Origin of the sequence: Actinomadura sp. NBRC 104412, from assembly GCF_030269515.1 — a bacterium.
Lineage (GTDB): Bacteria > Actinomycetota > Actinomycetes > Streptosporangiales > Streptosporangiaceae > Spirillospora.
Genome location: NZ_BSTM01000031.1, coordinates 18,683 through 37,865 on the forward strand (window position 1 = coordinate 18,683; position 19,183 = coordinate 37,865).

At 70.9% G+C, this 19,183-nt stretch carries 19 protein-coding genes; 12 read left to right on the forward strand and 7 right to left on the reverse strand.

The window, feature by feature from the left end:
- Positions 1 to 49 precede the first annotated feature (49 nt).
- From QSK21_RS29275 to clpB, 6 genes are all read left to right on the forward strand, one after another.
- On the forward strand, positions 50 to 904 hold the full coding sequence (locus QSK21_RS29275; RefSeq protein ID WP_285700631.1) for an AraC family transcriptional regulator: 855 nt from the start codon (positions 50 to 52) through the stop codon (positions 902 to 904).
- 244 nt (positions 905 to 1,148) lie between these two features.
- Positions 1,149 to 3,017, forward strand: coding sequence for a molecular chaperone DnaK (gene dnaK / locus QSK21_RS29280; RefSeq protein WP_285700632.1), 1,869 nt, complete (start codon positions 1,149 to 1,151; stop codon positions 3,015 to 3,017).
- Positions 3,014 to 3,736: a nucleotide exchange factor GrpE gene (gene grpE, locus QSK21_RS29285; RefSeq protein ID WP_285700634.1), complete on the forward strand. Its 723-nt coding sequence runs from the start codon at positions 3,014 to 3,016 to the stop codon at positions 3,734 to 3,736. The genes dnaK and grpE overlap by 4 nt, the downstream gene beginning before the upstream one ends.
- A 176-nt stretch (positions 3,737 to 3,912) precedes the next feature.
- Positions 3,913 to 5,079 (forward strand): molecular chaperone DnaJ, encoded by a 1,167-nt coding sequence (gene dnaJ / locus QSK21_RS29290; protein WP_285700636.1) that lies wholly within the window; start codon positions 3,913 to 3,915, stop codon positions 5,077 to 5,079.
- 66 nt (positions 5,080 to 5,145) lie between these two features.
- Entirely contained in the window at positions 5,146 to 5,613 is a 468-nt protein-coding gene (locus QSK21_RS29295; RefSeq protein ID WP_285700638.1) for a heat shock protein transcriptional repressor HspR, read from the forward strand.
- A gap of 16 nt (positions 5,614 to 5,629) precedes the next feature.
- The gene (gene clpB, locus QSK21_RS29300) at positions 5,630 to 8,233 is read left to right on the forward strand and encodes an ATP-dependent chaperone ClpB (RefSeq protein ID WP_285700641.1); all 2,604 of its coding nucleotides are present in this window, start codon (positions 5,630 to 5,632) and stop codon (positions 8,231 to 8,233) included.
- A gap of 48 nt (positions 8,234 to 8,281) precedes the next feature.
- Here the strand turns inward: clpB and QSK21_RS29305 are convergent, their stop codons facing one another.
- Together QSK21_RS29305 and QSK21_RS29310 are read right to left on the reverse strand one after the other, a co-directional pair.
- Entirely contained in the window at positions 8,282 to 8,464 is a 183-nt protein-coding gene (locus QSK21_RS29305; RefSeq protein WP_285700643.1) for a hypothetical protein, read from the reverse strand.
- Positions 8,465 to 8,629: 165 nt separating this feature from the next.
- The gene (locus QSK21_RS29310; RefSeq protein WP_285700644.1) at positions 8,630 to 9,883 is read right to left on the reverse strand and encodes an amino acid deaminase; all 1,254 of its coding nucleotides are present in this window, start codon (positions 9,881 to 9,883) and stop codon (positions 8,630 to 8,632) included.
- 129 nt (positions 9,884 to 10,012) lie between these two features.
- Here QSK21_RS29310 and QSK21_RS29315 point away from each other — a divergent pair, with 129 nt between their 5' ends.
- The 4 genes from QSK21_RS29315 to QSK21_RS29330 all read left to right on the forward strand — a co-directional run bounded on the left by QSK21_RS29315 (position 10,013) and on the right by QSK21_RS29330 (position 13,989).
- Positions 10,013 to 10,879, forward strand: coding sequence for a polysaccharide deacetylase family protein (locus tag QSK21_RS29315; protein WP_285700645.1), 867 nt, complete (start codon positions 10,013 to 10,015; stop codon positions 10,877 to 10,879).
- A gap of 159 nt (positions 10,880 to 11,038) precedes the next feature.
- Positions 11,039 to 12,349 carry a sensor histidine kinase gene (locus QSK21_RS29320; RefSeq protein ID WP_285700647.1) on the forward strand — a complete coding sequence of 437 codons (1,311 nt, stop codon included), beginning with the start codon at positions 11,039 to 11,041 and terminating at the stop codon, positions 12,347 to 12,349.
- Between the two features lie 10 nt (positions 12,350 to 12,359).
- On the forward strand, positions 12,360 to 13,004 hold the full coding sequence (locus QSK21_RS29325; RefSeq protein WP_285700649.1) for a LuxR C-terminal-related transcriptional regulator: 645 nt from the start codon (positions 12,360 to 12,362) through the stop codon (positions 13,002 to 13,004).
- 94 nt (positions 13,005 to 13,098) lie between these two features.
- Positions 13,099 to 13,989, forward strand: coding sequence for a hypothetical protein (locus tag QSK21_RS29330; RefSeq protein WP_285700651.1), 891 nt, complete (start codon positions 13,099 to 13,101; stop codon positions 13,987 to 13,989).
- A gap of 157 nt (positions 13,990 to 14,146) precedes the next feature.
- Here the strand turns inward: QSK21_RS29330 and QSK21_RS29335 are convergent, their stop codons facing one another.
- The gene (locus tag QSK21_RS29335) at positions 14,147 to 14,839 is read right to left on the reverse strand and encodes a haloacid dehalogenase-like hydrolase (protein WP_285700653.1); all 693 of its coding nucleotides are present in this window, start codon (positions 14,837 to 14,839) and stop codon (positions 14,147 to 14,149) included.
- A 49-nt stretch (positions 14,840 to 14,888) separates the two neighbouring features.
- Here QSK21_RS29335 and QSK21_RS29340 point away from each other — a divergent pair, with 49 nt between their 5' ends.
- Positions 14,889 to 15,071, forward strand: coding sequence for a hypothetical protein (locus tag QSK21_RS29340; RefSeq protein ID WP_285700655.1), 183 nt, complete (start codon positions 14,889 to 14,891; stop codon positions 15,069 to 15,071).
- 53 nt (positions 15,072 to 15,124) lie between these two features.
- Here the strand turns inward: QSK21_RS29340 and QSK21_RS29345 are convergent, their stop codons facing one another.
- The 3 genes from QSK21_RS29345 to QSK21_RS29355 all read right to left on the reverse strand — a co-directional run bounded on the left by QSK21_RS29345 (position 15,125) and on the right by QSK21_RS29355 (position 16,890).
- Positions 15,125 to 15,316: a hypothetical protein gene (locus tag QSK21_RS29345; RefSeq protein ID WP_285700657.1), complete on the reverse strand. Its 192-nt coding sequence runs from the start codon at positions 15,314 to 15,316 to the stop codon at positions 15,125 to 15,127.
- A 32-nt stretch (positions 15,317 to 15,348) separates the two neighbouring features.
- On the reverse strand, positions 15,349 to 15,693 hold the full coding sequence (locus QSK21_RS29350; RefSeq protein ID WP_285700658.1) for a DUF3140 domain-containing protein: 345 nt from the start codon (positions 15,691 to 15,693) through the stop codon (positions 15,349 to 15,351).
- Positions 15,694 to 15,846: 153 nt separating this feature from the next.
- Positions 15,847 to 16,890 carry an NAD(P)H-dependent flavin oxidoreductase gene (locus QSK21_RS29355; protein ID WP_285700659.1) on the reverse strand — a complete coding sequence of 348 codons (1,044 nt, stop codon included), beginning with the start codon at positions 16,888 to 16,890 and terminating at the stop codon, positions 15,847 to 15,849.
- 60 nt (positions 16,891 to 16,950) lie between these two features.
- Here QSK21_RS29355 and QSK21_RS29360 point away from each other — a divergent pair, with 60 nt between their 5' ends.
- The gene (locus QSK21_RS29360; protein WP_285700661.1) at positions 16,951 to 17,862 is read left to right on the forward strand and encodes an NAD(P)-dependent oxidoreductase; all 912 of its coding nucleotides are present in this window, start codon (positions 16,951 to 16,953) and stop codon (positions 17,860 to 17,862) included.
- A 30-nt stretch (positions 17,863 to 17,892) separates the two neighbouring features.
- On the opposite strand, the gene QSK21_RS29365 is transcribed toward QSK21_RS29360, so the two are convergent.
- Positions 17,893 to 19,167 (reverse strand): cytochrome P450, encoded by a 1,275-nt coding sequence (locus tag QSK21_RS29365; protein WP_285700663.1) that lies wholly within the window; start codon positions 19,165 to 19,167, stop codon positions 17,893 to 17,895.
- Positions 19,168 to 19,183: the final 16 nt, after the last annotated feature.

The following is a 19,183-nucleotide window of genomic DNA, read 5'->3' on the forward strand; positions in this document are numbered from 1 at the left end:
GAGCGTAGATATCCGGTCTTGTACGGAATTGCTGTGATTGAGTGCTGGTGTGGTGACCGGGTGGACCTCGTCCCCTGACCGGCACGGCGCCCGGATCTGGCGCGCGCCGGACCTCGGTGGTGTGGAGCTGTTCAGGGCCAGCCTCACCGAGTTCTCCTTCAGCCCGCACGCGCACGAGGAGTTCTTCATCGCCCTCACCGAACGGGGCCGGGCCGCGGCCGTCTACCGGGGCGGCACGCACATGGTCGGCCCAGGTGACGTGATCACGCTCAACCCGGAGGAGCCGCACGCGGGCGGCCCGCCGGCGGGCGCCGGCTGGACCTATCGCGCCCTTTACGCCGACCCCGCTCTCATGAGCGGGATCGCCGCGGACCTCGGCGCGGACGGCGGCGGGAAGCCGCCCAGGTTCGGCCGCGACCTCGTCCGGGACCGGGACGTCACGGCACGCCTCCGCCATTTCCACCGGCTGGCGGAGACGCCCGTGACGGAGGCGCTCCAACGGGAGACGTATCTGGCCGAGACCCTCGTCCTGCTGGTCGGTCGGCACGGGGAGCCGCCCAGGGGACCGAGACCGGCCGGCCGGGAACATGACGCCGTTCGCTTGTGTATGGAGTATCTGCGAGCACACGCGAGGGAGAACGTCACCCTCCAGACCTTGTCCGGGCTCACGGGCCTGAGCCCGTTCCACCTGTGCCGTGTCTTCGGCAAGGCCGTAGGGATGACGCCCCATGCGTACCTGACCCAAGCCCGGGTGAGGCGTGCCAAGGCGCTGCTCAAGATGGGACTGCCCGCGGGCGAGGTCGCCGTGGAGGCGGGCTTCTACGACCAGGCCCACCTGACCCGGCACTTCAAGCGGCTCGTCGGCCTGACCCCGGTCCGGTACGCGAGGGACGCCGCGGTCTGATCGCTGTAGGCGAACGGGTTCGCGGGACCGGGAACCGGAATAGCCGACTCAATCGTCCTGTTACTGAAGCCGTCAGCAAACTTGAGCCGAACTGACTCAAGTGATTTGACATCAGGGATCAGGGGGCGGCACCCTGACCCACAGCAGACTCGACCGGCCGCCCTCCCGGCCTGGACGTGCGTCCGGGCAGAGGCGCCGGCCGGAGCCACATACCGCAGAACGGACCCGACGGAGGACGAGGAACATGGCACGTGCGGTCGGTATCGACCTGGGGACGACCAACTCGGTCGTCGCGATCCTGGAGGGCGGGGAGCCCACGGTGATCGCCAATGCGGAGGGGTCGCGGACCACGCCGTCGGTGGTGGCGTTCGCCAAGAACGGTGAGGTGCTGGTCGGTGAGGTCGCCAAGCGGCAGGCGGTGACCAATGTGGACCGCACCATCCGGTCGGTGAAGCGGGAGATGGGGACCGACTGGAAGACCACGATCGACGGCAAGCCGTTCACGCCGCAGCAGATCAGCGCGTTCGTGCTGCAGAAGCTCAAGCGGGATGCCGAGGCGTATCTGGGTGAGCCGGTGACCGATGCGGTGATCACGGTGCCGGCGTACTTCTCCGATCATCAGCGCCAGGCGACCAAGGAGGCCGGGCAGATCGCCGGGCTGAACGTGCTGCGGATCATCAACGAGCCCACCAGCGCGGCGCTGGCCTATCACCTGGAGAAGGAGAACGAGGCCACGATCCTGGTGTTCGACCTGGGCGGGGGGACCTTCGACGTCAGCCTGCTGGAGGTCGGCGACGGGGTGGTGGAGGTCAAGGCCACCTCGGGCGACAACCATCTGGGTGGTGACGACTGGGATTCCAAGGTCGTCGACTGGCTGGTGGAGCGGTTCCGCAACGCCAACGGGGTGGATCTGAGCAAGGACAAGATGGCCTTGCAGCGGCTGCGTGAGGCGGCGGAGAAGGCCAAGATCGAGCTGTCGTCGTCGTCGGAGACGCAGATCAACCTGCCGTACATCACCGCGTCGGCGGAGGGTCCGCTGCATCTGGACGAGAAGCTGACGCGGGCGGAGTTCCAGCGGATGACCGCTGATCTGCTCGAGCGCACGCGTGGCCCGTTCCAGCAGGTGCTGCGGGATGCGGGGATCGGTGTGGGCGACATCTCCCAGGTGGTGCTGGTGGGTGGGTCCACGCGGATGCCCGCGGTGTCGGATCTGGTCAAGGAGCTGACCGGGGGCAAGGAGCCGAACAAGGGCGTCAACCCCGACGAGGTGGTGGCGATCGGCGCCAGCTTGCAGGCCGGTGTGCTCAAGGGCGAGGTCAAGGACGTCCTGCTGTTGGACGTGACGCCGCTGTCGCTGGGGATCGAGACCAAGGGCGGCATCTTCACCAAGATCATCGAGCGGAACACCACCATCCCCACCAAGCGCTCGGAGACCTTCACCACGGCCGACGACAACCAGCCGTCGGTGGAGATCCAGGTCTTCCAGGGCGAGCGGGAGATCGCCGCCTACAACAAGAAGCTGGGGACCTTCCAGCTCACCGGGCTTCCCCCGGCGCCGCGCGGCGTGCCGCAGATCGAGGTCACCTTCGACATCGACGCCAACGGCATCGTCAACGTCTCGGCCAAGGACCAGGGCACCGGACGCGAACAGTCGATGGTCATCACCGGCGGCTCGGCGCTGCCGAAGGAGGACATCGAGCGGATGGTGCGGGACGCCGAGCAGTACGCCGAGGAGGACCGGCGGCGCAAGGAGGAGGCCGAGGTCCGCAACCAGGCCGACACGCTGGCGTACTCGACCGAGAAGTTCCTGCGGGAGAACGAGGACAAGGTTCCCGCGGAGCTCAAGAGCGAGGTCGAGGAGGCGGTGGCCGAGGTCAAGAAGAACCTGGAGGGCACCGACGTCGACGCGATCCGTACCAGCGCCGAACGGCTGGCCCAGGTCAGCCAGAAGATGGGCGCCGCGATGTACGCGCAGAACGCCGACGCCGGTGCGCAGGCCGGTGACGCCGGCCCGACGGCCGACGCCCAGGGCGCCGACGACCGGCAGGACGACGAGGTCGTCGACGCCGAGATCGTGGACGACGACAAGGACAAGAAGGACGGTGCCGCGTGACGACCCCTCCCACCAAGGGCGAGGGCGAGGAGCGTGAGGGACCGGTGATCCGCGACAAGCGGCGCATCGATCCCGAGACGGGCAAGGTCAGGGAGACGGCGGCCACGCCGCCGTCGCCCGGCCCGTCCGGCGGGACCGCCTCCGGCGGCGAACCGGCGAAGGAGGTCGGCGAGGAGGTGGCCGCGCTCCAGTCGCAGCTCGCCGAGCGCACCCTGGACCTGCAGCGGCTCAAGGCGGAGTACGACAACTACCGCAAGCGGGTCGAGCGGGACCGGGTCGCGGTGCGCGAGCAGGCCCTGGCCAACGTACTGAACGAACTGCTTCCCGTACTGGACGACATCGGCCGGGCACGCGACCACGGCGAACTGGTCGGCGGCTTCAAGTCGGTGGCCGAGTCGCTGGAGGCGACGACCGGCAAGCTCGGGCTCACCCGCTTCGGCGAGAAGGGCGAGCCCTTCGACCCGGTCGTGCACGAGGCGCTGATGCACGGCTACTCGGCCGAGGTGACCGAGACCAGCGTCACCGACGTGCTGCAGCCCGGCTACCGGATCGGCGAGCGCATCCTGCGGCCCGCCAGGGTCGCGGTGGCCGAGCCGGACCCGAACGCCGAGTCCGCCGCCGATGCGGAGGCCGCAGGGCCCGCGGCCGAGGCCGCGCCCGATGCGGAGGCCGCGTCCGACGGTGAGCAGGACACCGATGGGCCGAAGGGCGACGCCTGACCGGCGGAGCCCCGCACGACCCGGCGCCCGTCCCGGCGACCGCCGGTGAGGGCGGACCCTCGCGGTGGCCCCGCTGCCTTCCGGAGCGGGGCCGCCCGAGGTACAGATGAGCTGACGCCAGGCACGACCTGGACGTTTCACCATAAAGCAGTGGCACGAGCAGAGAGCGGGGCGCCGTGAGCACCAAGGACTACCTGGAAAAGGACTACTACAAGGTCCTCGGTGTCGCGAAGAACGCCTCACAGGACGAGATCAAGAAGTCGTACCGCAAACTGGCCCGCAAGTACCACCCGGACGCCAACAAGGGCGACAGCGACGCCGAGGACCGTTTCAAGGAGGTGTCCGAAGCCTACGACGTCCTGTCGGACGAGAAGCGCCGCAAGGAGTACGACGCGGTCCGCGCGATGCCGCGGGGGTTCCGCGGCGGCCAGCAGGGCGGCTTCGGGTTCGACCTGGGGGACCTCTTCGGACAGTCCGGGACCGGAGGCGTGGGCGGCGCGGGCGACCGGATCGGCGACCTGTTCGGCGGCCTGTTCGGTCGCGGCGGAGCCGGTACCCGCACGGCCGGTGCCCGCAGGGGCCGCCGGGGCGCGGACGTGGAGACCGAGGTGACGCTGTCGTTCGGCCGGGCCATGAACGGCGTGACGGTGCCGCTCAAGCTGACCAGCGAGGCCGCGTGCCCGAGCTGCCGCGGCACCGGGGCCAGGACGGGCACGGTGCCGCGGGTCTGCCCGAACTGCGAGGGCACCGGGCACGAGACCCGCAACCTGGGCAGTTTCGGCTTCCAGGAGCCGTGCCGGGAGTGCCGCGGCCGCGGGCTCGTCGTGGACGACCCCTGCCCGACCTGCCACGGCAGTGGCCGCGCGACCGGCACCCGTACCATCCAGGCCCGGATCCCCGCGGGCGTCGCCGACGGCCAGAAGATCCGGCTCAAGGGCAAGGGCGCTCCGGGCGAGAACGGCGGCCCGGCCGGCGACCTGTACGTGGACATCAAGGTGAAGCCGCACCCGGTGTTCGGCCGTGACCGCGACAACCTGACTTTGACCGTCCCGGTGACGTTCCCGGAGGCGGCGCTCGGCGCCGAGATCAAGGTGCCGACGTTCCAGGGGCAGCCGGTGACCCTGCGGCTGCCGGAGGGCACGCCGAACGGCCGCACGTTCCGCGTCCGCGGCCGTGGCGCGACCCGCCGCGACGGCACCAAGGGCGACCTGCTGGTGACGGTGGACGTGCAGGTGCCGCAGAAGGTCGACGACCAGACCCGCGAGGCCCTGGAGCGGCTGCGCGCGAGCGGGGCGGGGGACGACCTGCGCAGCGAGCTGCTGGCCAAGGCACGGGAGGAGTGAGGGCGTGATGCCGAAGGCTCTTGCCGGGGGGTCTGGGGGGTCGTCTCCCCAGAAAGGTAGGCAGTCATGAACGCTGATCCGTTCGGCGACGACACCCCGGTCTACGTGATCTCGGTGGCGGCGCAGCTTTCGGGGCTGCACCCGCAGACGCTGCGCACCTACGACCGGATGGGACTGGTGTCGCCCGGCCGCGCCGCGGGCCGTGGCCGTCGTTACTCGATGCGGGACATCGTGATGCTCCGCGAGATCCAGCGGCTCTCCCAGGAAGAGGGCATCAACCTGTCCGGCATCAAGCACATCCTGGAGCTCCAGCGCGAGAACGTCATGCTGCGCGAGCAACTGGCCAAGGCGCACGCCGCGCTGGAGGACCTGGCCAACGAGCTGGAGTCCACCCGGGCCGTGGCGGCGCGGCTGGCGCAGCAGCGTCGGCGGGGCGAGGCCCCGGAGGCCGCGTCCGGCGCTCCGGGCGGCGATCTGGTGCCGATCCGCCACACCAGCGTCGTGGTGTGGCAGGAGAGGCGCGGCAAGGATTGACGGGGGAAAAGAGAATATGGACTACAAGCTGACGCAGAAGAGCCAGGAGGCGGTGTCGGTGGCCGTCCGCAGGACGGCCGCCGAGGGTCACCCGCAGGTCGAGCCGCAGCACCTCCTGGTCGCGCTGATCGGCCTGCCCGAGGGCACGGCCGTCCCGCTGCTGGAGGCGGTCGGCGCGGACTGGCAGGCGCTGCGCCGCCGGGCCGAGGAGCAACTGTCGGCGATGCCGAAGGCGGCCGGTTCGACGCTGTCGTCCCCGCAGATGTCGCGGCAGCTCATCGTGGCGCTCAACACCGCGGCCAACCGCGCCAAGCAACTGGAGGACGAGTACGTCTCGACCGAGCACCTGCTGGTCGGCCTGGCCGCGGACGGCGGTCCCGTCGCGGGACTGCTCAAGGAGTTCGGCGCGACCCCGCAGGCGCTGCTGGAGGCGTTCGAGCGGGTCCGCGGGCACGCCCGCGTGACCAGCGAGAACCCCGAGGACACCTACCAGGCGCTGGAGAAGTACGGCATCGACCTGACCTCCGCGGCGCGCGACGGCCGGCTCGACCCGGTGATCGGCCGGGACACCGAGATCCGGCGCGTGGTGCAGGTGCTGTCGCGGCGTACCAAGAACAACCCGGTGCTGATCGGCGAGCCCGGCGTCGGCAAGACCGCCGTGGTGGAGGGCCTGGCGCAGCGGATCGTGGCGGGCGACGTCCCCGAGTCGCTGCGCGGCAAGCGGCTGGTCGCGCTGGACCTGGGCGCGATGGTCGCGGGCGCCAAGTACCGCGGCGAGTTCGAGGAGCGGCTCAAGGCCGTCCTGAACGAGATCAAGCAGAGCGACGGGCGGATCGTCACGTTCATCGACGAGCTGCACACCGTGGTCGGCGCGGGCGCGGCCGAGGGCGCGATGGACGCGGGCAACATGCTCAAGCCGATGCTGGCCCGCGGCGAGCTCCGCATGATCGGCGCGACGACGCTGGACGAGTACCGCGAGCGGATCGAGAAGGACGCGGCCCTGGAGCGCCGGTTCCAGCAGGTGTTCGTGGGCGAGCCGACGGTCGAGGACACCATCGCGATCCTGCGCGGGCTCAAGGGCCGGTACGAGGCGCACCACAAGGTGCAGATCAACGACTCGGCGCTGGTCGCCGCCGCGACCCTGTCCGACCGGTACATCACCGCCAGGTTCCTGCCGGACAAGGCGATCGACCTGGTGGACGAGTCGGCGTCCCGGCTGCGGATGGAGATCGACTCGCGTCCCGTCGAGATCGACGAGCTGGAGCGTTCGGTGGACCGGCTCAGGATGGAGGAGCTGGCGCTGGCGAAGGAGACCGACGAGGCGTCCAGGCAGCGCCTGGAGCGGCTGCGCCGCGACCTCGCCGACCGCCAGGAGCAGCTCAACGCGCTGGTCGGCCGGTGGGAGCAGGAGAAGGCCGGGCTGAACCGGGTCGGCGAGCTCAAGGAGCGCATCGACCAGCTCCGCGGCGAGGCCGAGCGCGCCCAGCGCGACGGCGACCTGGAGACCTCCGCCCGGCTCACCTACGGCGAGATCCCCGCGCTGGAGAAGCAGCTCAACGAGGCCGCCGAGCAGGCCGACGGGCAGCGCGACGCCATGGTCAAGGAGGAGGTCGGGCCGGACGACGTGGCCGACGTGGTCGCGTCCTGGACGGGCATCCCCGCCGGGCGGCTCCTGGAGGGCGAGACGGCCAAGCTGCTGCGCATGGAGGACGAGATCGGCAAGCGGCTGATCGGCCAGGAGGCCGCGGTCCGCACCGTGTCCGACGCGGTCCGCCGGGCGCGCGCCGGGGTGGCCGACCCCGACCGCCCCACCGGCTCGTTCCTGTTCCTCGGCCCCACGGGCGTGGGCAAGACCGAGCTGGCCAAGGCCCTGGCCGAGTTCCTGTTCGACGACGAGCGGGCGATCACGCGCATCGACATGAGCGAGTACTCCGAGAAGCACTCGGTGGCCCGCCTGGTCGGCGCCCCGCCCGGCTATGTCGGCTACGAGGAGGGCGGCCAGCTCACCGAGGCCGTCCGGCGCCGCCCGTACTCGGCGGTCCTGCTGGACGAGGTGGAGAAGGCCCACCCGGAGGTCTTCGACGTCCTGCTGCAGGTCCTCGACGACGGACGGCTCACCGATGGGCAGGGCCGCACGGTCGACTTCCGGAACACGATCCTGATCCTCACCTCCAACCTGGGATCGCAGTTCCTCGTCGACCCGACGCTGGAGAACGGCGCCAAGCGGGACGCCGTCCTGAACGCGGTGCGCGCCGCGTTCAAGCCGGAGTTCCTGAACCGGCTCGACGACGTCATCCTCTTCGACGCCCTGTCCACCCGGGAGCTCACCCGCATCGTGGACCTCCAGGTCGACCGCCTCGCCAAGCGCCTGGCCGACCGCCGGCTGACCCTCACGGTCACCGACGCGGCCCGCGAGTGGCTGGCCCTGACCGGCTACGACCCGCTGTACGGCGCGCGCCCGCTGCGCCGCCTCGTGCAGACCGCGATCGGCGACCAGCTCGCCAAGGAGCTGCTGTCGGGCCACATCCAGGACGGCGACGAGGTCGTCGTCGACCTGGACGAAGCCGCCGACGCCCTCACGGTCGCCCCGGCGAGCGGCCTGACCCTCACCAAGTCCTGACCCCGAAGCAAGGCGGGGCGGCCTGGGGCCGCCCCGCCTTGCCTTGCGTCAGGCGATGGAGGTCTCCCGGACCCCCTGCTGGACGTCCACGGCCACCAGCGCGGGCGGCACGTGCACGAACGCCTGGTGACGCCTGCCGGCGACCGTGACCTTGAAGTCGGGCGTGTAAGCGTCGGCCACGATCCCGTCGTACTCGTGCCGGACGACGCCCCAGTAGATGCCTTCGGACACCGAGGCCGCGCCTACGGTCGTTCCGGGGCCGGGAGTGTCAAGGACAGGACACTTCGAGCGACCGTCCCGAGCCCGGACCGGGCCATGGAGCGGCCGGTCGGCGGCATCGACGAACAGCGAAGATGCGGGGCGGCGCCACTATCTGAGACGGCGCGCCCCGGCGGCTTAGAACCAGGTTCTGATCAGGTCGACGATTACGGGATGGGTCGCGTCCGCGTCGTCCACCACCGGGATCAGGTTCCACTTGTCGCAGGCGGTGCACGGATGCGACAAGCCGAGCCGCACGACCTCACCCACCTCGGCCTGGGAGCCGCGCAGGTAGGCATGCTGGTCGTTGAGGGCGGTGATGCGTGCCTCCGCCGTCGGTTGCGCGCCCCTGCCGCGGACGAATTGCGGCATGGGCATGTCCTCGTCGAACGGGAGGTCGCGCTTGCCCGCGTCCAGCAACGCCAGTCCCGGTTCGGGACGGGACACCACGCGCGCCCACCCGTGCATCGCCGGCCTGAACCGGTCCGGGCCTGGGAGGGTGCGGGCGAACGGGGATATCTGCCGGTAGAAGCCGTCGTCGTGGATGATGTACGCGCCCGACCGCAGCACCACCGTTGCGTCCAGCCCGCCCAGCGCGTCCACGACCTGGTCGAAGTACGAGCTGCCGCCCGCCGTCACCACCGGCTCGTCCGTCTCGTACGAGAGCCGCCCGTACAGGTCGGCCAGCCGCCGCAGGTAGGTGTCGACCGCGGCCAGCCCTTCGCTGGACGAGTCATGCGCGAGCGCACCCTCGTAACCGGCGGTGCCCACCAGCCGTAGCGTCGCGGCCTTGCGGACGGCCTCTGCCACGGTGACGGCGTCGTTCTCATCCCGGACGCCGGTTCGTCCATGAGGGCCGCCGAGTTCCACGCACACATCGACCACCCGCTGCGCGCGCGCAGTGCGCAGCGCCTCGTCCATCAACTCCACGGAACGGACCGAATCCACCCAGCACAGGAAGTCGAACTCCGGCTCCTTTTCGAGTTCGCCCGCCAGCCATGCCAGGCCCGCCTCGTCCAGCAGCGAGTTGGCCAGCAGGACGCGGCGCACCTTGAACGCCCGCGCCACCCGCACCTGAGGCAGGTTCGCAACGGTGATGCCCCAGGCGCCCGCGTCAAGTTGCCGCAGCCATAGCTGCGGGGCCATCGTCGTCTTGCCGTGCGGGGCGAGTTCCACCCCGGCCTCGCGCGTCCAGTCGGCCATCAGGCGCACGTTGTGGTTGAGCGCGCTCTCGTCGAACGTCAGCAGGGGAGTGCCGAACTCGTCCAAGGGCCGGTGTGCGCGCACGTAGTCCCGGACGGTGCTTCCGTAAGCGGACGCGGGTATCGCCTTGAAACGCCAGTCGAGAACCTCGTCGCCCAGCGCGTCCACCGCGTCCCTGTCGATGCCCATATGATCTCCCTACCACTTCCGACGATCGCCAAGCCGTCCCGTCGCCACCACCCCTCGGTCCACCGGCGTCGGGGCCGATTATGATCACTTCCGTCACAATCACCCCGCTCGCACCGATACCGTTCTGATGTGCGGCTGAACCCCTTCGATCTCCGCTTGGACCCCTCTGACCTGCGGCTGGACCGTTCGGAACTGATCACCCGCCGCAGGGCCCTCTGGTTGATGGGCGTGGGCGGCGCGGCGCTTCTGGCGGCCGACGCGGCGGCGCCGTCCCGCGCCGGGATGGCCGACCAGACGCGCTTCGTCGTGCGCCCGGCCACCCACGCGACGCCGCCCCGGCGGCCCAAGCCCCGCCCCGCGTCCTGGACGCCCGCACGGCTCGCCGCGACGACGCCGAAGAAGCCCATCAGCGACCTCCGGCAGCTCGTCCCGCCGCCGCCCGGCGAATCGATCGCGCTCACCCTCGACGACGGCCCCGACCCCCGGTGGACCCCGCGGATCCTGGACCTGCTGGACGAACACGGCGTACGCGCCACGTTCTTCACCATCGGCGCGCAGGTCAAGCGGTATCCCAAGATCACGCGGCGGATCGTGGACGCCGGGCACCAGATCTGCAACCACACCATGAACCACCCGATCTCCTTCAGGGGGATGTCCAGGAAGCGGCTGGAGACGGAGATCGGCGAGGCGCACGACCGGATCGCGCAGGTCTCCGGGGTGGTCCCCACGTTCTTCCGCGCCCCCGGCGGCAACTGGACGCCCCGGGTGCTCGACGTCGTCGCCGAACACGGCATGCTGCCGCTGGACTGGGCGGTGGACCCCCGCGACTGGTCCCGCCCGGGGGTCGGCCGCATCCGGAAGGCGCTGCTCAAATGCGAGGCCGGGAACATCCTGCTCGTCCACGACGGCGGCGGTGACCGGTCCCAGACGCTGAAGGCTTTGCGGTACGTCATCCCGGAGCTCAAGAAACGCGGTATGACCTTCGTCTCCCTTTGACCGTTCTCGCGTGCGATGGTGGAGCCAGGGGGCGTGGCCGGGAGGTGTAGCTGGCTACACCCCCATTGGGGATGAAGGCACACTGCGCACGCCGGGGATCGGCCGAAGACTGGACTCCGTGATCCCAGGCGACGTGCGGAGGAACCGGTGGTAGGCGACATGACGCGGGAAGACCGGCGGACCTGGCTGGACACGCGGGCACGGGCCCCGTGGCGCGGCTTCCGGCTGTGGCTGCTCTCGTTCCCCACGATGGCCGTGGTCGCCTGGATGAACACCGCCGTGTCGATGATCAGCATCGGGCTGGGCATCCCGATGATGCCCTCCGCCGTGAGGCTCCAGCGCCGGATGACCAACGTCTACCGCGACCGGATCGGCGAATGGACCGGCCGCCGCATCGAACGTCCCTACCTGTCGCACGAGAAGGACCCGCGCTTCGCCACCATGAGCCGCGCGCAGCGGTGCTTCATGCGGGCCGTCTCCGACCCGGCCACCTGGCGGGACTACTCGTTCCTGATGTGCGAGCCGATCGTGGCCATCTTCACCTGCGCGCTGCCGTTCCTCCTCATCGTGTACGGGGTGTGGGGATGGATGCTGTCGATGTGGGCCGGGGCCGTGCTCGGCGACATCGGCGCCCAGGACTGGTACGCGATGATCCCGATCAGCCAGGACTACACGCAGCAGCCCGAGCGGGTCGTCGGCACCGCCGTCCTCGGCACCCTCTTCATCGCGATCGGCTTCCTGATCGGGCCCGCGATGCTCGACTACCACGCCCGGTGGGCCCGCTGGCTGCTCGGCCCGACCGAGAAGGCGAGGCTGGCGCTGCGCGTCCAGCACCTGACCGAGACCCGGCACGACGCCGTGGACGCCTCCGCCGCCGAGCTGCGCCGCATCGAGCGGGACCTGCACGACGGCGCCCAGGCCCGGCTCGTCGCGATGGGCATGAGCCTCGGCGCGATCGAGCACCTGCTCGACAAGGACCCGGAGAAGGCCCGGCTGCTGCTCGCCGAGACCCGCGCGTCGTCCGCCAAGGCCCTCGCCGAGCTGCGCGACCTCGTCCGCGGCATCCACCCGCCCGTACTGGCCGACCGCGGCGTCGGGGACGCCGTCAAGGCGCTCGCGCTCGACCACCCGCTGCCGGTGGAGGTGACCGTCGAGCTTCCGGGACGTCCCGAAGCGCCGGTGGAGTCCGCCGTCTACTTCGCGGTCTGCGAGATGCTGACCAACGCCGCCAAGCACTCCGGCGCCCGGCGCGTGTGGGTGGAGCTCACGCACAACGACGGCACCCTCCGCGCCACCGTCACCGACGACGGGCAGGGCGGCGCCTCTCTGGAGGCCGGTACGGGGCTGCGCGGCGTCGAACGCCGGATCGGTACCTTCGACGGTGTCCTGGCCCTGAGCTCCCCGCCCGGCGGCCCCACCATCGTCACCCTGGAGGTTCCGTGCGACCTGCGTACCACGTCCCACCCGTGAGCTGCCGCTGATGCGCGTCGTCCTGGCCGAGGACCTGGCCCTCCTGCGGGAGGGCCTGGTCAGCATGCTGGAGGCGCACGGCTTCGAGATCGCCGCCGCCGTCGACAACGGCCCGTCGCTGATCAAGGCGCTGCTCGACCACCGTCCCGACGTGGCGGTGGTCGACGTGCGGCTGCCGCCGTCCTTCACCGATGAGGGACTACAGGCCGCGCTGGAGGCGCGCCGCCAGGTGCCGGGCCTGCCGGTGCTGGTGCTGTCGCAGTACGTCGAGCAGCTCTACGCCCGCGAGCTCCTCGCCGACGGCACCGGCGGCATCGGCTACCTGCTCAAGGACCGGGTGTTCGACGCCGCCCAGTTCATCGACTCCGTCCGCAGGGTCGCCGCCGGAGGCACCGCGATGGATCCCGAGGTCATCTCCCGGCTGGTGGCCCGCACCACCCGCGAGCAACCGCTGGCCCGCCTCACCCCCCGCGAGCTCGAAGTGCTCGAACTGATGGCGCAGGGACGTTCCAACGCCGCGATCGCCCAGCAGCTCGTCGTCACCGAACGGGCCATCAGCAAGCACACCGCCAACATCTTCGACAAGCTCGGCCTGGCCGTCTCCGACGACGACAACCGCCGCGTCCTCGCCGTCCTGGCCTACCTCAACCGCTGACCCCGTCACGGCCACGCAAACCGGGCTTTGGGCTGCCCCGTCCCCACCAGGGTGAATATCCTGCCTGCCAGGACTCATCCGGAGGGTCGTGCCCATGACATGGATTCTGGTCCTGCTCTGCCTGGCGATCGCCGGCCGCGAACTCTACCTGGCGTTCGACCGCAGGCGCCCCGCCGTCCCGGACCTCCCCGATCTGCGCAGGCGGCTGAGCCTCCTGGAGGGCGTCCGCGGCGAGCTGGAACACCACCACGCCACCCATGACGAGCAGATCGCCCGCCTGGCGTCCACCCAGGCCAAACAGGCCGAATCGGTGATCGAGGCCGACGCCCGGATCCGCTCCCTGATCGACCAGATCAACGATCGGATGCTGCCCGAGGTCAACGCCCGCCTCAACCAGCAGAACGAGGCCATCGACCGTCTCGACACCGAGGTGACCCGCCTCCGCGACCATCTCGTCGCCCGCCTTGAGGCGTCCGTGGCCACGTCCCTCGGCGCCGACCCGGCCGACACGATCGCGGGCGCCCTCGGCTCCGCCGCCAGCCCGAGCCCGGACCTCACCCACGCCTACGAACGCCTCGCCGCCCAGTACGGCCTGCGCGTCGAACTGACCGCCCCCGCCGCCTACCGCATGCCCGACAGCGACTCGGCCTGGCAGACCCGCTACTACTTCACCGGTCGAAGCCCCCGCGAACTGGAACGCGACTTCCTCGACCTGCTCCGCGACCTCTCCACACCACCCGCCGACGACGCCGACCTGGACCCCGTCCAAGACCTCATCGGCGCCCTCAAGCAGATCGACCAGGGCGGAGCCCAACTGGGCCCCCTCATCATCACCCGGACCCCGAGCTCCCTGCTCTGCGCCGTCCTCCCCCTGGCCGACCTCCTCAAGACCGAACCCGCCGCCCTGATCTCCGACCCGGCGACCACGACGACCCGCCTGACCCAACTCCCCGCCACCCGCCTCCACAACCCGTCCTCCCCGTGACCTCCCCGTAGGCCGGCCCGACCGTCAACCTCACGCGTGCCCACCGACCTCGCTCTGCCACACGAACACGCGCCATGCCCGCCGGTTCCAAGTAGACCCGTGCGCAGTGTCGCCGACCCCCCATGCTGGGCGGTGATCGAGCGGCGGTCCGGCCGGGCTAGGGGGTCAGGATGGCTTCCAGGACGGTCTCGGTGTCGGTCAGGTCGGGGATGACCCGTTCGGCGCCGCAGGCACGGAGGGCGGAGGCCGTGGTGGAGCCGGTGGCGACGGCCACGACCCTCGCGCCGCCCTCGTGGCCCGCTCGGACGTCGTGCGGGGTGTCGCCGATCAGGACGGTCGTGGACTCGTCGAAGACCTGGCCGTACTTGCGTTCGGCGCGCTCGCGGGCCAGCCTCACCAGCGGGTGACGTTCCACGCCGTCCATTCCGTAGGCGCCGACCTGGAAGTCCACGAAGCCGTCCAGCCCGAAGGCCAGCAGCTTGTAGCGCGCGATCGGCTCCATGTTGCCGGTGAGGACGGACTGGACCACGTCCGGGCGGTCGGCGAGGGCGCGCAGGGCGGCGTGGGCTCCGGCGAGGACGCGGCCCCGGACGGCGAGTTCGTGGCGGCGCGTCGCGAACGACTCGGCGAGCAGGGCGGTGAACGTCGTGATGAGGTCGCCGGTGGGCTCGATGTCGTGCAGGAGCAGCGTCTCCGCGGTGATCGCCCGGTCGGTGCGGCCCGCCATCTCCGCGTGCCTCTCCAGGGGACGCCCGATGACCTGCTGGAACACCGCCGCGTACAGTTCCCGGCCGACGCCGCCCGCGTTGATCAGCGTGTGGTCGATGTCCCAGAGCACCAGGGTCCGCACGCCTGGATCGTAGGCGACTGGGTCGGCGTTCGACGGGTATCGGCTGCCTATGACCGAGAAGAGCGACAGGAAGTCGTTCGCGGATCGGCGGGCGGAGAGCGGCGCGCCGCAGGAAGAGGAGCCCGATTTCGCGGAGGAGCACCAGCCCGGTCCGTCCGACCCCCCGAACGCCCCCGCCGACACCCCCGGTGGCGAAGACGACGGGTACAGCTCGCAGACCGAGGTCCCTTGATCGTGACACGCGGGCCGCGCGAGACGATCTCGCGCGGCCCGCTTTCCACAGGCTCAGCCAGGGTAGGGCGACTGCTGGTCGGGCGGTACGCCGCCGCCCTTGCCGCCGCCCTTGTTCCCCTTGTCGGTCCCGTGGGCGTGGCCCTTCTGGCGGGTCGCCTTCGGGTCGGTGGCCTCGGGCGCGGGCTGCTCGTTCACGGCCGTGCGCTCGGACCGGCTGATCTCGCGTTGCTGGGGATTCGGCATGTCCACTCCCTCCGATTCCGCTCGATGAGCGGTCAGGGTTTGAGCGGGTCGTGGCCGACGGACATCAGCGACCGCCGCCACTCCTCGTTCCGCTCGGCGCTCGGAGGCGGATTCTCCGTGCGGTCCTCGACGTAGTCCACGACCTGGCGCATCACGTCGGTGTCGTGCGGTGTGAGGTCCATCTTGCGTTTCCGCAGCACCTCCACCACCTGGGTGCCGAGCTCCGGAAGGTGCATGTCCGGATCCGGGGAGAACGCGCCGTCCTCGTTGGAGGCGTCGGTGAGCAGCCACACCCGGATCTCGTCCGAGGTCATGTTGACGACCTGGTGGAACTGCTCCCAGAGCCGCTCGACGTCCGCGGGTGTCGGTTCGGCCATTCGTCTCTCCTTCCGGGGCGTCGGGCGGGTATCGCGCCGTACGGGACGGACGCCGTCGTGTTTCGCTCCCCCGGTGTCTCGGCTGACTGGCTTCGTTAGCCGCGCGTACCCGGGGAAAGGCCCGGTATTCCCAAGATGTCGCAAAGCCCCCGGTCAGGCGCGCTGGACGCCCTCCGCCAGGGTGGCGACGATCTCGGCGGCGGGCGCGTCCACGGCGAGCCTGAACGAGGTTCCCGCCCACAGGCTCATGGCGTCCGGATCCTCCCGCTCGGCCGCGGACCTGCGCAGCGGCGAGGTGAGGTAGTGGACGTCCGGGTACGCTGCGGGCGCGTGCTCCCCGTATTGCTCGACGAACCTGTTCACCAGGCTCCGCGCGGGACGTCCGGTGAACGCCCTGGTCAGCGCCGTCTGGGTGGAGCGGGGGTCGGCCAGCGCCGCCTTGTGGACGGGATGCGCGCCGCTCTCGGGGCAGCGCAGGAACGCGGTCCCCAGCTGTGCCGCGTCGGCGCCCAGTTCGATCACCTCGGCGATGTGCTCGCCCGTTCCAAGGCCCCCGGCGGCGATCAGCGGCACCGTGGTGATCGTCCGGACGGCGGGCAGCAGCTCCCGCAGCGGGGTCCCGGCCGTGTCGTTCACGAACGACCCCTGGTGGCCACCGGCCTCCGCTCCCTGGACGCACAGCGCGTCGGCACCGGCGGTGGCGGCGGACAGGGCCTCGTCCTGCGTGGTCACGGTGACGATCACGAATGTGCCCTGGACCTGGAACTCCGAGACCGTGCCGAGGTCCGGGCAGCCGAAGGTGAAGCTCACCACGGGCGGCGGGTCGGCCAGCAGATCCTCGATCTTGGCGTCCCAGCCGTCGGTGCGATCACCGGGCGGGCTTCCCGGCCCCACCTCCAGCCGTTCGGCCTCGGGCAGCAGATGTTTCCAGTACGCCCGCACGGCCGAGCCGTCCACCGTGTCCGCCGCGGGCAGGAACACGTTCACCCCGAAGGGACGCGAGGTCAGCGCCCGGGTCTGGGTGATCTCCTCCCGTACCGCGGCGGCGCTCTTGTAGCCCGCGGCCAGGAACCCGAGCCCGCCCGCCTCCGACACCGCCGCCGCCAGCGCCGGCGTGGAGGCGCCGCCCGCCATGGGCGCCTGGACGATCGGATGCTCGATGCCCAGCCGTTCCAGCGATTGCGCCCGATCCAGCATGACCCCTCCTCGCGGCCCGCGAAATACTACGGGGTGACCTACCAACGAAGAGGGGCGGGAATGCGGGTTTTGCTGCACTACGACGTGGAGTTTCCCGGAGCCGACGGGCTCGACGTGGTGAGCTGCCCGCAGGAGGACGACGAGCGGTTCGCCGAGCTGCTGCCCGAGGCGGAGGTCATCTGGCACAATCTGCGGCCTCTGACGGCGGCCGATTTCGACCGGGCGCCGAGGCTGCGCCTCGTCCAGAAGCTCGGTACCGGGGTGAACACGATCGACCTGGACGCGGCGGAGGCGCGCGGGATCGCGGTTGCGAACATGCCGGGCCGCAACGCGCAGGCCGTCGCGGAGGCGACCCTGCTGCTGATGCTCGCCGCGCTGCGCCGCGTGGTCACCTTCGACGCCCGCACCCGGGAGGGACGCGGCTGGCCCGCGGGAGGCGCCCTGGTCGGCGGTGAGCTGAGCGGCCGCACGGTCGGGCTGCTGGGCGGCGGCCAGATCGCCGGTCTCGTACGCGGGATGCTGGAGGCGATCGGTGCCCGCGTCCTGTACACCTCGCGGACGCGGCGCCCGGACGACCCGGCCTGGCGGGAGCTGGACGACCTGCTGCGGGCGAGCGACATCATCTCCGTCCACATCCCGCTGACCGGCGACACGCACCACCTCCTGGACGCGCGCCGCCTCGCGCTGCTGCCGCCCGGCGCGATCGTCGTCAACACCGCCCGTGGCGCGATCATCGACGAGGCGGCGCTGGTCGCGGCACTGTCGTCGGGCTGGCTGGGCGGCGCGGGCCTGGACGTGTTCGAGCAGGAGCCGGTGCCGCCGGACAACCCGCTGCTCGCCTTGGACAACGTGGTGGTCATGCCGCACGTGGCGTACCTGACCAGGGAGACCTGGGACCGCTACTTCGACACCGCCGTCGAGAACTGCCGCCGCCTCGCCGCGGGCGAGGACCTGCTGCACAGAGTCCGCTAGCAGGGTCCGCAAACAGGGTGCGTTGGCGTACTATCCCCGCAGCGAGTAGCGGATCGGGAGACGTTTGAGGCCGCCGACGAAGGTGGTGGCGGTGAGCTCGGGCGTGCCGTCCAGCTCGATCGACTCCAGCCGGGGCAGCAGCTCCTCGAAGAACGCGCGGGTCTCGATGCGCGCCAGCGCCGCGCCCAGGCAGTAGTGGACGCCGAACCCGAACGCCAGGTGCTTGTTGGGGTCGCGGCCCACGTCGAAGGCGAACGGGTCGTCGAAGACCTCCTCGTCCCGGTTGGCCGAGGGGTAGGACAGCAGCACCGACTCGCCCTCGCGGATCGTGACGTCCCGCAGCTTGTAGTCCGCGGTGGCGGTGCGCATGAACTCCTTGACCGGGGTCACCCAGCGGATCATCTCTTCCACCGCCAGCGGCATCAGGGACGGGTCGTCCCGCAGGCGCCGGAGCTGGTCGGGGTGCTCGATGAGCGCGTGCAGGCCGCCGGCGACGGTGGAGCTGGTGGTGTCGTGCCCGGCGGTTGCGATGATCACGTAGTAGGAGGCGGTGTCGAAGTCGTTCAGCGGCTCCCCGTCCCTGCCCATTACGCCACCCGAACCCACCTTGGCGTTGGCGATGGCGGAGGCCAGGTCGTCGGTGGGACGGGCGCGCCGGGCCTCGGTCAACTCCTGGAAGTAGGCGAAGAAGTCCATCAGGACCTGCAAAACCTCTTCCGGGCTGTCCCCGCGGCGCAGGTCGGAGTCGTCGCCGCCGAACAGCTCCTGGGTGAGCCTGAGCATGCGGTCGAAGTCGGACTCCGGCAGCCCGAGCAGCGACAGGATCACGTACAGCGGGTAGTGCACCGCGACCTGCTGGACGAAGTCGCAGGTGTGGCCGAGGATCGCCATCCGGTCGACGTACCGGCGGGCCAGCTCCCTGATCCGCGGCTCCAGCTCGCGCATCGCCTTGGGACGGAACCAGTCCGCGCCGATCGCGCGGATCACCCGGTGGTCGGGGTCGTCCATGTGGATGAGCGTCCGCAGCGCGATGCCCTGCTCGGCCCGCTCGCGGTTGATCTGGTCCTGGAGGGCCGTGGCCAGCAGGGGGCGCGGCGCGTTCAGGAACAGCTCGTGGTTGCGCTCGATCTCCAGGACGTCGGCGTGCTTGGTGATCGCCCAGAAGGGGTTGTAGCCGTCCCGCTCGACCCAGTGCACCGGGGCGTCCCTGCGCAGCAGGGCCAGCGCCGCGTGCAGCCGGGCGTCGTCGGCGTACGCGGTCGGATCGGCGAGCGCGCGGCCCGCCTCCTCCACGGTGAGGCTCATGTGTCCGGCTCCTTCG